This is a genomic window from Jatrophihabitans sp. GAS493 (genome assembly GCF_900230215.1).
Lineage (GTDB): Bacteria > Actinomycetota > Actinomycetes > Mycobacteriales > Jatrophihabitantaceae > MT45.
On the sequence record NZ_LT907982.1, the window covers coordinates 436514 to 450397 of the forward strand.

General features: G+C 68.3%; 13 protein-coding genes. 9 read left to right on the top strand and 4 right to left on the bottom strand.

Annotation, left to right across the window (positions count from 1 at the left end):
• Positions 1-57: 57 nt before the first annotated feature.
• The gene (pstB, locus tag CPH63_RS01980) at positions 58-837 is read left to right on the top strand and encodes a phosphate ABC transporter ATP-binding protein PstB (protein WP_091353581.1); all 780 of its coding nucleotides are present in this window, start codon (positions 58-60) and stop codon (positions 835-837) included.
• Here pstB and CPH63_RS01985 read toward each other — a convergent pair.
• Positions 813-1871, bottom strand: coding sequence for a LuxR family transcriptional regulator (locus tag CPH63_RS01985; protein WP_096301335.1), 1059 nt, complete (start codon positions 1869-1871; stop codon positions 813-815). The two genes, pstB and CPH63_RS01985, sit on opposite strands and share 25 nt — an antisense overlap.
• 507 nt (positions 1872-2378) lie before the next feature.
• On the opposite strand from CPH63_RS01985, the gene CPH63_RS01990 reads away from it, so the two are divergent.
• The 7 genes from CPH63_RS01990 (at position 2379) to CPH63_RS02020 (ending at position 9132) form a co-directional block, all read left to right on the top strand.
• Positions 2379-4121 carry a GMC family oxidoreductase gene (locus CPH63_RS01990; protein WP_096301336.1) on the top strand — a complete coding sequence of 581 codons (1743 nt, stop codon included), beginning with the start codon at positions 2379-2381 and terminating at the stop codon, positions 4119-4121.
• A 54-nt stretch (positions 4122-4175) separates the two neighbouring features.
• Entirely contained in the window at positions 4176-4373 is a 198-nt protein-coding gene (locus CPH63_RS01995) for a DUF5302 domain-containing protein (RefSeq protein ID WP_096301337.1), read from the top strand.
• A gap of 236 nt (positions 4374-4609) precedes the next feature.
• Positions 4610-5047 (top strand): molybdopterin-binding protein, encoded by a 438-nt coding sequence (locus CPH63_RS02000; protein ID WP_096301338.1) that lies wholly within the window; start codon positions 4610-4612, stop codon positions 5045-5047.
• On the top strand, positions 5048-5854 hold the full coding sequence (modA, locus tag CPH63_RS02005) for a molybdate ABC transporter substrate-binding protein (protein WP_096301339.1): 807 nt from the start codon (positions 5048-5050) through the stop codon (positions 5852-5854).
• Positions 5855-5864: 10 nt separating this feature from the next.
• Positions 5865-6740, top strand: coding sequence for an ABC transporter permease (locus CPH63_RS02010; protein ID WP_096301340.1), 876 nt, complete (start codon positions 5865-5867; stop codon positions 6738-6740).
• Positions 6737-7831 (top strand): ABC transporter ATP-binding protein, encoded by a 1095-nt coding sequence (locus CPH63_RS02015; RefSeq protein ID WP_096301341.1) that lies wholly within the window; start codon positions 6737-6739, stop codon positions 7829-7831. The genes CPH63_RS02010 and CPH63_RS02015 overlap by 4 nt, the downstream gene beginning before the upstream one ends.
• 71 nt (positions 7832-7902) lie before the next feature.
• The gene (locus CPH63_RS02020; RefSeq protein WP_096301342.1) at positions 7903-9132 is read left to right on the top strand and encodes an MFS transporter; all 1230 of its coding nucleotides are present in this window, start codon (positions 7903-7905) and stop codon (positions 9130-9132) included.
• Here the strand turns inward: CPH63_RS02020 and CPH63_RS02025 are convergent.
• From CPH63_RS02025 to CPH63_RS02035, 3 genes are all read right to left on the bottom strand, one after another.
• A complete protein-coding gene (locus tag CPH63_RS02025; RefSeq protein ID WP_096301343.1) occupies positions 9129-10715 on the bottom strand; it encodes an AMP-binding protein in 1587 nt (528 codons plus the stop codon). The genes CPH63_RS02020 and CPH63_RS02025 overlap by 4 nt on opposite strands.
• Before the next feature lie 247 nt (positions 10716-10962).
• On the bottom strand, positions 10963-11985 hold the full coding sequence (locus CPH63_RS02030) for a TerC family protein (protein ID WP_096301344.1): 1023 nt from the start codon (positions 11983-11985) through the stop codon (positions 10963-10965).
• A 227-nt stretch (positions 11986-12212) separates the two neighbouring features.
• Entirely contained in the window at positions 12213-13373 is a 1161-nt protein-coding gene (locus CPH63_RS02035; protein ID WP_096301345.1) for a CdaR family transcriptional regulator, read from the bottom strand.
• 205 nt (positions 13374-13578) lie between these two features.
• On the opposite strand from CPH63_RS02035, the gene CPH63_RS02040 reads away from it, so the two are divergent.
• Positions 13579-13857: a hypothetical protein gene (locus CPH63_RS02040; RefSeq protein ID WP_096301346.1), complete on the top strand. Its 279-nt coding sequence runs from the start codon at positions 13579-13581 to the stop codon at positions 13855-13857.
• The last annotated feature ends 27 nt before the right edge of the window (positions 13858-13884 follow it).

Consider the following 13884-nt stretch of genomic DNA (forward strand, 5'->3'; position numbering starts at 1 on the left):
GCACGTCCGGCCCCTTAACTCGACCCCGATTTCCCACTCGCACAGGAGTAATCACTGATGGCCAAGCGCATCGACGCCAAGAACCTGAACATCTACTACGGCAAGTTCCTGGCCGTCAGCGACGTCAACTTCACCATCGCGCCCCGTTCGGTCACCGCCTTCATCGGGCCGTCCGGCTGTGGCAAGTCGACGGTGCTGCGCACCATCAACCGGATGCACGAAGTGATCTCCGGGGCCCGGGTCGAGGGCGAGATCCTGCTCGACGGCGACAACATGTACGCCTCCTCGGTCGACCCGGTGGACGTGCGCCGCACCATCGGGATGGTCTTCCAGCGCCCGAACCCGTTCCCGACCATGTCCATCGCCGACAACGTCGTCGCCGGGCTGAAGCTGCAGAGCGGGCGGATGAAGAAGTCCGACCTGGAGAACGTGGTGGAGAAGTCGCTGCGTGGAGCGAACCTCTGGGAAGAGGTGAAGGACCGGCTCAACAAGCCCGGCGCCGGCCTCTCCGGTGGTCAGCAGCAGCGCCTGTGCATCGCCCGGGCCATCGCCGTCGAGCCGCAGGTGCTGCTCATGGACGAGCCCTGCTCGGCGCTGGACCCGATCTCGACGCTGGCCATCGAGGACCTGATTCAGACGCTGAAGGAGAAGTACACGATCGTCATCGTCACCCACAACATGCAGCAGGCGGCTCGGGTGAGCGAGCGCACCGCCTTCTTCAACCTCTCGGCGGTGGGCAAGCCCGGGCAGTTGGTGGAGATGGACGACACCGAGAAGATCTTCGCCAACCCCTCCGATCAGCGCACCGAGGACTACATCTCCGGTCGCTTCGGCTGAGTTCGCTGCTCAGTTGGGCCCGTCGGGTTGGTTGAGCCCGTCTGGTTGTTCGACCCCGACTGGGCGGCGGCCACCAGCCAACCCGCCTTGGCGGCCTGCCAGCCGAGCTGAACGCGTGACTGCGCGCCCACCTCGTCCATCATGCGTCGGACGTGGCGCTGGATACTCCGCTCGGACGTCTTCAGAATGCCGGCGATCGCCCGGTCGGTGAAGCCCGCGACGAGCAGGTTCATCACCCGGTTCTCGATGGCGCTGATGCCGCTGCCGGGCGGTATCGAGTGATTCACCGGCAGCGCCACGGCCCAGAGCATGTCGAAGAGCCCGACCATCGCGTCCAGCAGACCGCTCGGATGCACGATGAGCGCGGCGCCGACCTGATTCAGATGTCGATCGTCCAGGGCGACCAGCCCCAGCCGATGATCGGCGATCATCATCCGCGCCGGCACCGACCCGAAGACCCGGATATCGGAGTTGCTCTCGGCCACTTGGCGGATGCCCCAGCTCAGTTCGGAGGGGTCCAGGCCGTCTCCCTCGAAGATCATCCGGTTCAGTACGCCGCGTTTTGAGGCGTCCACGTGATTGGCCGCCAGCTCACGTGATCCGCGCAGCATCGGGTTCTTGAACGTGGTGCTGATCTGCTGCTCGGCCGCCTCGTTGACCTGATAGCCGCGGCGCTGTACCTCCTCCCAGCCGGAGACCACGTCGATGACATCGGTGGTGACTCGACTGGCGCCGCCCAGGTGATAGATACGGGCCAACGCCGCCACCTCGGCCTCCGCGCGGTGCAGATCGGCCTGACGGGCCACCAGGGCCCCACGCAGGGCCAGATCAGGCGCCACAGCGACGTAGGCCCCGGGGTAGGTGAGCGACGGGCTGGCCAGACCGCGGGCCTCCAGCTGCTGCAGCAGCTGCGCGCATTCGGCCTGAGTGGTTTCGAGGACCGCCGCCAGCTGCTCCACCTCGGCCACCGGGATGGCTACCAGCTCGCGGTAGAGCGCGGACTCCTCCTGGGTCAGACCAATGGCTGTCAGCATTGTTTACGGATCTTTTCTATTCGTAATGCTCTTGAGTAGTCGCGTTGATACACGTGGTGACGCATAAGCGTCATGTCGTATACCCGCCATGTTACTTCGTCTATTGCTGTGCCATATTTACGTCATCACCAATAGAGCACGGCGTGTCGTAATCGATCCGCCAGAGCCAGGGTGATTGTGCGGCGCTAACCCCCGAGCGCCGCCCTGCGCGTGGCTCGCCCCGGCTCCCCTGCCGGGGCGAGCACCGCCACTTTCTCATCACCCGTACGCGAAGGCCCTGTTAAATCCGGCCGATCCACTTTTAACGCCTGGATCAACCGGTGGGCGATCGACGGGACCAACGGTCCGTCGATCGATCTGCGTTTGGCAACCACGAACCAGGTACCGCAGCCGGGGGCGCAGTCACATTGACCCAACTCCCCACAGCCCATACCCTTTCCTTCGTTGACTCTTTGTCAATAGTCTGATTTCTCCGCAACGGGGCCGCGGACACAACGATTTGGCGAGGTGGATGCCGCGGTGGGCGACTATGACGTACTGGTCATCGGTTCGGGATTCGGCGGCAGCGTCACCGCGCTGCGACTGACCGAGAAGGGCTACCGGGTCGGCGTAATCGAGGCCGGTCAGCGCTTCACCCCGCACACCCTCCCCAAGACGTCCTGGGACCTGCGCAACTTCCTCTGGGCACCGAAGCTCGGTATGCGCGGCATCCAGCGCCTACACCTGCTCAAGGACGTCGTGGTGATGGCCGGCGCCGGCGTCGGCGGCGGTTCGCTGAACTACGCGAACACCCTCTACGAACCGCCCCAGCCCTTCTACGACGACCCGCAGTGGCGTGACATCACCGACTGGCGCTCCGAGCTCGCCCCGTTCTACGCCCAGGCCCGCAAGATGCTCGGCGTCACCGTCAACCCGAGCACCACCCGCTCCGACGTGCAGATGCTCCGCCTGGCCGAGCAGTTCGGTAAGGGCGACACCTTCCACATGACCCCGGTGGGCGTCTTCTTCGGCCGGGACGGCCAGAAGGAGCCCGGAAAGCGGGTCCCGGACCCGTTCTTCGGCGGCGCCGGCCCGGAGCGCACCGGCTGCATCGAGTGCGGCTCGTGCATGACCGGCTGCCGCTTCGGCGCCAAGAACACCCTCAACGAGAACTACCTCGGCCTGGCTGAACGAGCCGGCGCGCAGGTACACCCGCTCACCACGGTGACCAACGTGCGTCCGCTGCGCGGCGGCGGCTACGCGGTCGACACGGTACGCACCGGACGCTGGTTCACCCGGCGCCCCGACCGCACCTTCACCGCCGATCACGTGGTCTTCGCGGCCGGCTCCTTCGGCACCCAGACGCTGCTGCACAAGCTGAAGGCGACGACTCTGCCGAAGATCTCCGGCCGTCTGGGCTACCTGACCCGCACCAACTCCGAGGCACTGCTCGGAGCCCGAAGCAGCGAGAAGGCGGCTGACTACACCCAGGGCGTGGCCATCACCTCCTCCTGGCACCCGGACGAGAACACCCACATCGAGCCGGTGCGCTACGGCAAGGGCAGCAATCTGATGGCCCTGCTCAACACCGGACTGACGGACGGCGGCTCGCGCCCGCAGCGACTGGCCGCACTGGTCAAGCAGTTGGTCACGAGGCCGAAGATGATCCTGGCGCTGCGGCCACGGAAGTGGTCCGAGCAGGTGATCATCCTGCTGGTGATGCAGTCGCTGAACAACTCGATCACCGTGATGCGGCGCAAGTCGCGCTTCGGCTTCGGCGGCCTCACCTCGACCCAGGGCGACGGCGAGCCGAACCCGACCTGGATTCCGGTGGCGAATGAGGCGGCCCGCACCCTGGCCAAGAACATCGACGGTGAGCCCGGCGGTCTCTGGAGCGATCTGCTCAACATCCCGATGACGGCCCACTTCATCGGTGGCTGCACGATCGGGGCCTCGGCCGCGGACGGCGTCATCGATCCGTATCACCGCGTCTACGGCTACGAAGGCCTGCACGTGGTGGACGGCTCGGCACTGTCGGCCAACCTCGGCGTGAACCCGTCACTCTCGATCACCGCCCAGGCCGAGCGGGCCATGAGTCTCTGGCCCAACGCCGGCGAGCGGGATGAGCGGCCACCGCTGGGTTCGGCCTACACCCGGATCACGCCGACCTTCCCGAAGAATCCCGCGGTTCCGGCTCACGCTCCAGCCGCGCTGCGCTTCGACGCGACACCGAACCTGGCCATCGTCACCCCGACCGCCGCCAAGTCCTGAGGTCGGCTCGCGACTGGCGGCTGACGGCAGGCCCCCCGGGCATATGCTGACCGCATGAGTGAATCCGACACGAACACGTCCGAGTCCGGATCCGCGGCGGACGACGCCAAGGCGAAGTTCCGCGAAGCCCTGGACCGCAAGCGGGGCAAGCAGGCCGACCGGCAGTCGCATGCCGACGCCGAGTCGAAGGTGCACGGCGAGCACGCCGCCGCCGCCACCCAGCGCAACTTCCGTCGCAAGAGCGGCGGCTGACCGGCACCGCTCAGGCCGATTGGCCGCGGCGGGTTCGCGGTCGCCCGTCAGCTCTGCCCCGCGCTTCGTCGATATGTTCCGGCGGGGCGACGCTTCGCGGGACATGGGCACGGTTCACCGATGCGCAGCGGGACATAGAAGTGCTTCCCGCGCGAGCGGCCCGCCATCGGTTACTGAATCCTTAACTGCGGAGTGCAGCGAACAATACGACCGTAGCTGCGGGATATAGTTCGCGCATGCCGACCTACCGGATACGCCACGCCGCTGACCTCCTCGGGGTCAGCGACGACACGCTGCGACGCTGGATAGACGCCGGGCGCATCGCCACGATCGTCGTCGACGGCCGTCAGGCCATCGACGGTGCCACGCTGGCCGGATTCGCGGTTGAGCAGAACACCGCGCCGCCCCACCCCGACATCTCGGCCGCCATTCCGGCGGTGCGCGAATCGGCCCGCAACCGGTTCCTCGGCCTGGTCACCAAGGTCACCCGTGACACCGTGATGGCCCAGGTGGAGATCCAGTCCGGCGCCAATCGCATCGTGTCGTTGATGAGCCGAGAGGCGGCCGACGAGTTGGCCCTGGAACCAGGGGTCCTGGCCTACGCCAGTGTCAAGGCCACCAACGTCGTCGTAGAACTCGCCCAACTCACCACCAAAGCCGGAAAGGCCGAATAGATGCGCACCTCCGTCACCACCGTTGTCTTGCTGAGCGCCGCAACCCTGACGCTGGCCGGGTGCAGCTCCTCCTCGACCAGCAGCGGGTCGAGTGCGACCACCGCGGGCACGAGCTCGTCACCCGCGGTCACCGGCACCGTGACGGTGCTGGCCGCCGCGTCGCTCACCGAGGCCTTCACCACGCTCGGCAAGCAGTTCGAGGCCGCTCACCCCGGCACCACCGTGAAGCTCAGCTTCGGCGGTAGTTCGGCCCTGGCACTGCAGATCAACGAGGGAGCGCCGGCCGACGTCTTCGCCTCGGCCGCCACCAAGAACATGACCCAGGTCGTGACGAAGGGCGGCGCCGCGGAGGCGGACGTGAAGAACTTCGCCTCCAACGTGCTCGAGATCGCCACTCCCCCGTCGAACCCACAGAACGTCACCGGCGTCAACGACCTGGCCAAGACGAGCGTCAAGGTCGCGGTCTGCCTGCCGGCCGTCCCCTGCGGAGCGGCGGCGGTCACGCTCTTCAAGAACGCCGGGATCACCGTCAAGCCGGTCACCCAGGAGGCCGACGTGAAAGCCACGCTGGCCAAGGTCGAGTCGAACGAGGTTGACGCCGGAGTCGTCTACGTCACCGACGTACTGGCCGCCGGTACGAAGGTGAAGGGCGTCGCCATCGACCCGTCGGTGAACGTCTCCACCGAGTACCCGATCGCACCGCTGACCAAGGCGTCCAACGCCGCCGGCGCCGACGCCTTCGTCGCCTACGTCCTCTCCGACGCCGGACAGAAGGTGTTGGCCGACGGCGGATTCGCCAAGCCGTAGCCTGAAACGGATGGAGACCCTCCGCCGTCAGCTGTCGGGCCGACGCGCCGGGCGGCGCGCGGGCCCACACACGGCTCGGCGCGGTACGGCGCGGCGCAGCACTGCCCCGCCGCTGCCGCTGGGGATCGGCGCCGCGATCGCGCTGCTCTTCCTGCTGCTGCCGCTGGTTGCGATCCTCATCCGGGCGCCGTGGTCGTCACTGACCACGCTCTGGCGCAGCAGCGATGTACTCACCGCTCTGCGCCTCTCGCTGATCTGCGCCACCGCGGCCACCGGCATCTCGCTACTGCTCGGCGTGCCGCTGGCCTGGGTGCTGGCCCGGGTGCGATTTCCGGGGATCCGGCTGGTGCGCGCGCTGGTGCTGCTACCGCTGATCCTGCCGCCGGTGGTCGGCGGGGTGGCGCTGCTCTACGGGTTCGGACGAAACGGTGTCTTCGGCCGCTACCTCGACCAGTGGTTCGGGGTAACTCTGCCCTTCACCACGGCCGGCGTGATCGTCGCCGAGACGTTCGTGGCGATGCCGTTCCTGGTCGTCGCGGTGGAGGGGGCGCTGCGCTCGGCCGACGTCGGGCTGGAGGAGGCCGCGGCCACCCTCGGCGCCTCCCGGATGCGGATCTTCCGCACCGTGACGCTGCCGTTGATCGCGCCGTCGCTGCTGGCCGGGTCGGTGCTCTGCTGGGCTCGGGCCCTCGGCGAGTTCGGCGCGACCATCACCTTCGCCGGCAACTACCCCGGCACCACCCAGACGATGCCGCTGGCCGTCTACAACGCGTTGGAGTCTGACCCGGAGGCGGCGATCGCGATCAGCCTGGTGCTGCTGGCGGTGGCCGTGGCCGTGCTGGTGGCTCTGCGCGAACGCTGGCTGCATCCGGGGCTCACCTCATGAGCCTGCGGGCGGAGGTGGTCGTGCGTCGCGGACCGTTCGAGCTCGACGTCGAACTCTCAATAGAAGACGGGGAGATCCTGGCCGTGCTCGGTCCGAACGGCGCCGGGAAGACGACCCTGCTCCGCGCGCTGGCTGGTCTGGAGCCGCTACAGGCCGGGCGGATCGTCGTCGGCGCGAGCACCTACGCCGGGCCCGGCCCGGCCGACGAACGGGTCGATCTCGCGCCGGAGGATCGGCGAATAGCCTACGTTTTCCAGGACTATCGCCTCTTTCCACACCTCAATGCCCGCGACAACGTTGCCTACGGGGCGCGCTCACGGGGTGCCTCCCGGCCGCAGGCCCGCGCCGATGCCGACGGTTGGCTGCAGCGCCTGGGGATCGCTGAGGTCGCCGGCAACCGGCCGGCGAAGCTCTCCGGCGGTCAGGCACAGCGGGTGGCGCTGGCTCGGGCCCTGGCCACCGATCCCGCCCTGGTGCTACTCGACGAGCCGCTGGCCGCCCTCGATGCCCGCACCCGGGGCGAGGTGCGGGCGCTGCTCAAGTCGCAGCTACGGGCAGTCGGTGCGCCCACCGTGCTGGTGACCCACGAAGCTTTGGAGGCGATGGTGCTGGCCGATCGGCTGCTGGTGCTGGAGAACGGGCGGGTGGTTCAGCAGGGCACGCCGAGCGAGGTGGCGCGCCGCCCGGCTACCGCCTACGTCGCCAAGTTGATGGGGCTCAACCTCTACGCCGGCACCCGCTCGCCGCTCGGGCAGATCACGGTGGACGGCGGCGGCACATTCATCTGCGCCGAGGCGGGTCCCAACTCCAGTGCCGCGTCGAGCGGGCGGGTGCTGGTCGCGCTTCGTCCCAGTGCGATCACCGTGCACGCGGGGCAGCCGGTCAACGCCAGCCCGCGAAACGTCTGGCCGGCCCGGATCGGTGGCCTCGAACTGCTCGGCGACCGGGTGCGGCTGGAGACCTTCGGGTCCCCGAACGCGCTGGTCGACATCACCAGCGACGCGGTGGCCGAACTCGATGTGGCGCCCGGGCGGCAGGTCTGGCTCTCGGTGAAGGCGACGGAACTGGACGTCTACCCCGAGGCCGGCTGAGGCCTGCGACGGCGAACCTCCACCCTTTTCTGCTCTGTGGGTCACAGCGCGGAGCAGGCCCGACGGGGATCATGGTTTCAGTGACCGCAGTGCCCACCCGACACAGCCAGCTAGCCTCACCGGGGCTGCGGGTCGGTGACCCTGGCTTCCGCCGGATCGTGGTGGCCCTCTTCGTCGCCGGGGTCGCCACCTTCGCGTTGCTCTACGCGCCGCAGCCGCTCCTCCCGCTGCTGGCGGCCGACTTCGACGTCACCCCGGCCGCCGCCACCCTCACCCTCTCGCTCAGCACGCTGGCCCTCGGGATCAGCATGATCGCGGCGGCGGCCATCTCCGACCGGACCGGGCGGACCAAGTTGATGTTCGGATCACTGCTGAGCGCGTCGGCGATCGGGCTGGCCACCGCGGCCGCGCCGACGTGGGACACCCTGCTGGCGCTGCGACTGCTGGAGGGGGTCGCGCTGGCCGGGTTGCCGGCGGTGGCGATGGCCTACCTGCGCGATGAGATCCACCCGGAGGCGCACGCCCGGGCGACCGGGCTGTACATCGGCGGGACCGCACTGGGTGGCATGCTCGGACGAATTCTCTCCGGCCTGCTGGCCGACCTCGGTGGCTGGCGGCTGGCCACGGCTGGGATCGGGCTGCTCGGACTGGCCTGCGCCGTGACGGTGATCGCCCTGCTGCCACCGTCGCAGAACTTCGTCCCGCAGGCCGGGTGGAGCGCCGGCCAGTTGGGGGTGCTGCTGAGCGCGCCGATGCTCCCGCTGTATGCCGTCGGCGGGTTGATGATGGGCAGCTTCGTCGCCGTCTACAACGCCATGTCCTTCCGCCTGGCCGCCGCTCCCTACCTGCTCTCGGCGGGCGTGGCCGGGCTCGTCTTCTTCGTCTATCCGATCGGCAGCATCGGTTCGGCCCTCGCCGGCCGGGTCGCCGATCGGGTCGGCCGGGCCCAGGTGGTGCTGGCCGGGATCGGTATCACTGCGCTCGGCGTGCTGCTCACCGTCGAGTCGAGCCTGGTCTGGGTGGTGATCGGATTGGGCGTGATGACCGGCGGGTTCTTCGCCGCCCACGGGGTGGCCAGCGGCTGGGTGACGGCGCGGGCCCATCGGATCGGAGCGCCGGTCGGGATGGCGGCCTCGCTGTACCTCTTCTCCTACTACCTGGGCTCCTCGATCTTCGGCTCACTGGCCGGCGCGCGGTGGGCGGCCCAGGGCTGGTCAGGGGTGGTGGTGATGTCACTGCTGCTCATCGCGGCGAGTGCCGGCCTCGCGCTGGTGGCCGGTCGGCACTCACCGGCCAGCTAGCTGGAGACCGAGTGTTTTGCTCGTAGTTCTCCCTTGAGCACCTTGCCGCTGGCGTTGCGGGGTAGCTGGTCGACCAGCACCACGTCGCGGGGTCGTTTGTAGCGGGCCAGCTTCCCACCGCACCAGAGATCGAGGTCGGCGGTGGTCATGGCGCCAGTGGCGACGACGATCGCGATCGGCACCTCACCCCAGCGTTGGTCCGGACGCCCGATGATCGCCACGTCGTCCACCAGCGGGTGGCTGGCGATGATGTCCTCCACCTCGGCGCAGTAGATGTTCTCCCCGCCCGAGATGAGCATGTCCTTCTTGCGATCGACGACGTAGACGAAGCCCTCCTCGTCGCGGCGCACCAGGTCTCCGGAGTGGAACCAGCCGCCGTGGAAGGACTCGGCCGTCGCCACCGGATTGCGCCAGTAGCCGGCCATCAGGGTGGGGCCTCGGTAGACGATCTCCCCGACCTCGCCGGTGGGCACGTCGTTCATCTCGTCGTCCACCACCCGGATCGAGAGGGTGGAGATGGGCTTGCCGACCGAGCCGATCTTGCGGATCGCGTCGGCCCCGTCCAGGACGCAGGTCACCGGCGACATCTCGGTCTGCCCGAAGAGGGCGACGTTCTCGGCGTCCGGGAAGACCTCGGCCATCCGCTGCAGCAGCGCCGTGGTGGCCGGCGCCGCGCCCCAGGACATCGTGCGGATGCGCAGCTTGCGGGAGGTGATGTCAGGCAGCGCGCAGACGGCCTGCCACTGGGTGGGCACCAGGAAGACGCTGGTGACCCCCTCGCTCTCCAACGCATCGACCAGCACTACCGGGTCGAAGTTGCCGCTGGGCATCAGCACCGTCGGCGCGCCGGCCAGCAGGCTCGGCCCGAAGAGCCCGATGCCGGCGATGTGGAAGAGCGGTGCCGCGCAGATGTTCAGGTCGTCGTCGTGGATGAGCCCCAGCGATCGCACCAGGGTGATCGTCTGCATCTGCATGTTGAGGTGGGTGAGGACCGCTCCCTTCGGGCGGCCGGTCGTGCCGGAGGTGTACAGCAGCAGGGACGGCGAGTCATCGGGGACGTCGACCAGCGGGTGCGGCGGTGGGTTCGCCGCTATCTCCTCGTCGAGGCTGGGCAGGTGAACCCCGGACGGGACGTCGCCGACGATGAGGGTGGCCGGCGGCGCGGCCAGGTTGGCGGTGGCGGCGATCGCCACCGAGGCCAGCGACGAGTCGACGGCCAGCACGGCCGGTTCGCAGTCACTGAGGATGAACTCGATCTCGGTCGCGGTGAGGCGGAAGTTGACCGGCACCGCCATCGCCCCGAGGGTATGCGCGGCGAAGACAATCTCCAGGAATTCAGGGCGATTCAGCATCAGGATGGCCACCCGCGAACCCGGCATGACGCCGTTGCGGGCGAGCACGTCGGCGGTGCGTTCCACTCGTTCGTGCAACCGCCGCCAGGTGATGTCGGCACCGAGGAAGCGCAGCGCCACGCCGTCTGGATTCTGGTGGGCGTGCCGGGCGATCTGGTTGGGCCAGTTGTTTCGCCTGGCAATCATGGGCTGTTCGGTCGCGTTGAGCTGTCCAACACCGATGTCGGTCATGGGGAGATACTTGCACCGAAGTGGAACCGGCACCAGAGACGACCGGATCCGGTCGGATCAGTACGAACCCCAGCGGTGTGTGGCACTGATCCGACCGGACGTCGGGTGGCGATCGCGGTCTGACGAACCCGCGAGACCGCGATCGCAATAATTCCAGCAAATACAAGCTCTCTACTGCCTCTTTGCACCAGCTACGGTACTCGGAACACCACCCCCGCTACCGCGCGTAAGCGCGACACGCCGCAGATCAATCCATATCCACAGGCGTGCGTCCGGCGAGTTGAGGAGTCAGCTCGCCGCCGCCGACCGCCGGCTCCGGCTCGGGCTCTGGCTCGGATGATTGCGGATGGCGCAGGCTGCCGACGACGGCGATCGTGAGGGCAGCGACGATGACGCCGAGGCTGACCAGCGTCGGGATCTCCGGGATGGAGGTGCTGATCGTCTTGTGGGCCGCCTGCAGGAAGAGTTTGGCTCCGATGAAGGCCAGGATGAAGGCCAGCGCCTTATCCAGCAGGTAGAACTTCTCGAGCATTCCGGCCAGCAGGAAGTACAGCGCCCGCAGCCCCAGGATCGCGAATGCGTTGCTGGTGTAGACGATGAAGGCACTGTCGCTGACGGCCAGCACGGCCGGCACGCTGTCGACGGCGAAGATCAGATCGGCCGCCTCGACGGCGACGACGACCGCGAGCAGCGGAGTGCCGATGCGCTTGCCGGCCTCGACGAAGAAGAACTTGGCCCCGTGGTACTCGTCGCTGATCGGGATGACCCGCCGCAGCAGCCGGACCGCGACGCTCTTACCCGGATCGACCGCATCGTCCTCGCCACCGCGGATGAGCTTGAACGCGCTCCAGAGCAGGATGGCGCCGAAGACGAAGAGGATGGCGGTGAACTGGCTGACCACCGCGACCCCGGCGCCGAGGAAGATGCCACGGAAGACGAGCGCGCCGATGACGCCGAAGAAGAGGACGCGGTGCTGGAACTCGCGGGGCACCTTGAAGTAGCCGAAGATCAGCGCGAAGACGAAGAGATTGTCGACCGACAGGCTCTTCTCAAGCAGGTAGGCGGTGGTGAAGTCGACGGCGGGCCCGGCCCCGAGGGTGAGGCCGACGACGAGGGCGAAGATCATCGAGACGCCGACCCAGATGGCGCTCCAGATCGCGGCCTCCTTGAACTTGATCGTGTGCGCCCCGCGATGGGCGAGCAGGTCGATCGCGAGCATGACTACGACAACTGCGGCGAATGCCACCCAGGCCCAGAGCGGGACGCTCATAGCTCCTCCTACTGATCTTGGGTCGATATGGTCCGACCCGCTGTCTCCATTCTGATGTGGCGATACTGGCCCGGCCAGGGCGATTCTGGACGTTGTCGGGGGGTTAAAACTGCCGGATACCGGCAATCTGAGCCGGCGGGCTGCGCTCGCTGCTCTGTCCCGGGAAGCGTCGATCCGGCGGCAGATTCCGACGTCCGGCGGGGCAGAGCCGATCAACCCAGAGAGTGTCAGGGCAGCGGGGTGGCCGGCCAATCCAGCAGTTGAGCTCCGAGCACCGCGGCCTGCAACGCGAAGCGCTGCGTCGAACGGGTGGGGTCCTGCCCGGTCAGCTCCCGCACCCGCTCCAGCCGGTAGGTCACCGCCCGCACCGACAGGTGCAGCCGGCGGGCCGTCTGCGCGGAGTTTCCGCCCTCCTCGAAGTAGGCGGCGAGCGTCTGCAGCAGCGGCTCGGCCCCGCCCCGGGCGCTCTGCAGCGGCTCCAGCAGCGTCAGCACCAGATCCACCATCGCGGCCCGATCACGCAGAAGTACCCGAAAAACAAGGAGATCCGCCGCTGGCACGACCTTCGAGCGCAGCCCCAGCCGGGCCGCCAGCTGCAGCGATTCACGGGCCTCGTCGAAGGAGTTCAGCACCCCGGCGCCGCCCCGGCCGGGCCGTCCGACACCGATCTGCCACTGATCGAGTTCGACCCCGAGGACACGATCGACGCGCTCCAGCACCTCATCCACGGCAGCCTGGTCGGGGACGGCGAAGATGACGACGAGCTGCCCCTCCTTGCTGGCCACCATCGTCCCGGCGTCGCCCTTCGAGCCCTGCACTGCCCGCTCGACGGCCGACAGCATCCGCGACCCGTCGGTGAAGATCCGCTCCGCTCGCACCAGGGCGACCGCATGCGGGGCGGCCAGATCCAGCCCGAAACCGCTCGCCCGCTGCAGCAACCCGGCCACGTCGCCCCGTCCGGAGAGCAGGTCGTCGATGAACTCCCGGCGCTGCGCCTCCTGCTCGCGGACCAGCCCGCGCCGGGCCAGCTGGTACCCCTCAGCCAGTTCGGCGACGGCATCGTCCACGGCGTGCAGCATCACCTCGCCGGCGGTGACGACGGCAGCCGGGTCGGCAGCGGCATTGGCCACGGCCGGCAGGTGCCGCCACAGCCGCCACCCGGCCGAGAGGTACAGGTCCAGGAGCGCTCGCAGCGCCACGCCCTGACGGGCGGCCGACTCCCCGACCGGGCGGAAGCGGCTCACTTCGGCCGCGCTCAGCCGGTCGCCGCCGGCCACCGCGGCCGAGACGACCTCGAGGAAGTCACCCAGCAGCTCGACCGGCAGGCCACCGGCGTCCGCCGCCGCACCGGCGGCGACGTCGCCCAGTACGCGGGGATCGACGCTCATACCTGGCAACTCGCTCCCCGGTGGTTGTTGGCGCGTGAATCGGTCCCCATATCGGTCCCCGTATCGGTCGCCGTATGGGTCTCTGTGCCCCATTCTCGCGTCTGCGCGGCTGGTTGGCCCCAAATTTCGTACTCGAAGGCATGAATTACCTGGAAATCTGGATTTCAGTCCGATGTTTAGCGCGAGTGAGTGCAGAATCAGTCAGGTGAGCCCAGACCCCACGACGGACGATGACGCAGCGACGGCTGCCGATGCTCCGGCGACCTATCACCGCGCGGACGCCGCGGGTGCTGGTGTCGAGAGCGAATCTGTGAAGGCGGAGCGCCGCGAACTGACGGCGACCCGGGCATTTCAGGTGTACAGCGAGCGCGTGACCGCCACGGCCCGAGCGCTGCAGGAGACACCGACCGAAGAGCTGCATCGCAAGCATGAGGAGGCGGCGCACAACCGGCGCGGCCTTGAGGGTGGGCATACCCTCCGTTAAGCCCTGATCACGCTGGTTCGTGATCGT

Bases quoted from the DNA above. Each gene is read 5' to 3' on its own strand.
- pstB (WP_091353581.1), top strand. From the start codon at position 58: ATGGCCAAGCGCATCGACGCCAAGAACCTGAACATCTACTACGGCAAG.
- CPH63_RS01985 (WP_096301335.1), bottom strand. From the start codon at position 1,871: ATGCTGACAGCCATTGGTCTGACCCAGGAGGAGTCCGCGCTCTACCGC.
- CPH63_RS01995 (WP_096301337.1), top strand. From the start codon at position 4,176: ATGAGTGAATCCGACACGAACACGTCCGAGTCCGGATCCGCGGCGGAC.
- CPH63_RS02000 (WP_096301338.1), top strand. From the start codon at position 4,610: ATGCCGACCTACCGGATACGCCACGCCGCTGACCTCCTCGGGGTCAGC.
- modA (WP_096301339.1), top strand. From the start codon at position 5,048: ATGCGCACCTCCGTCACCACCGTTGTCTTGCTGAGCGCCGCAACCCTG.
- CPH63_RS02010 (WP_096301340.1), top strand. From the start codon at position 5,865: ATGGAGACCCTCCGCCGTCAGCTGTCGGGCCGACGCGCCGGGCGGCGC.
- CPH63_RS02015 (WP_096301341.1), top strand. From the start codon at position 6,737: ATGAGCCTGCGGGCGGAGGTGGTCGTGCGTCGCGGACCGTTCGAGCTC.
- CPH63_RS02020 (WP_096301342.1), top strand. From the start codon at position 7,903: ATGGTTTCAGTGACCGCAGTGCCCACCCGACACAGCCAGCTAGCCTCA.
- CPH63_RS02025 (WP_096301343.1), bottom strand. From the start codon at position 10,715: ATGACCGACATCGGTGTTGGACAGCTCAACGCGACCGAACAGCCCATG.
- CPH63_RS02030 (WP_096301344.1), bottom strand. From the start codon at position 11,985: ATGAGCGTCCCGCTCTGGGCCTGGGTGGCATTCGCCGCAGTTGTCGTA.
- CPH63_RS02035 (WP_096301345.1), bottom strand. From the start codon at position 13,373: ATGAGCGTCGATCCCCGCGTACTGGGCGACGTCGCCGCCGGTGCGGCG.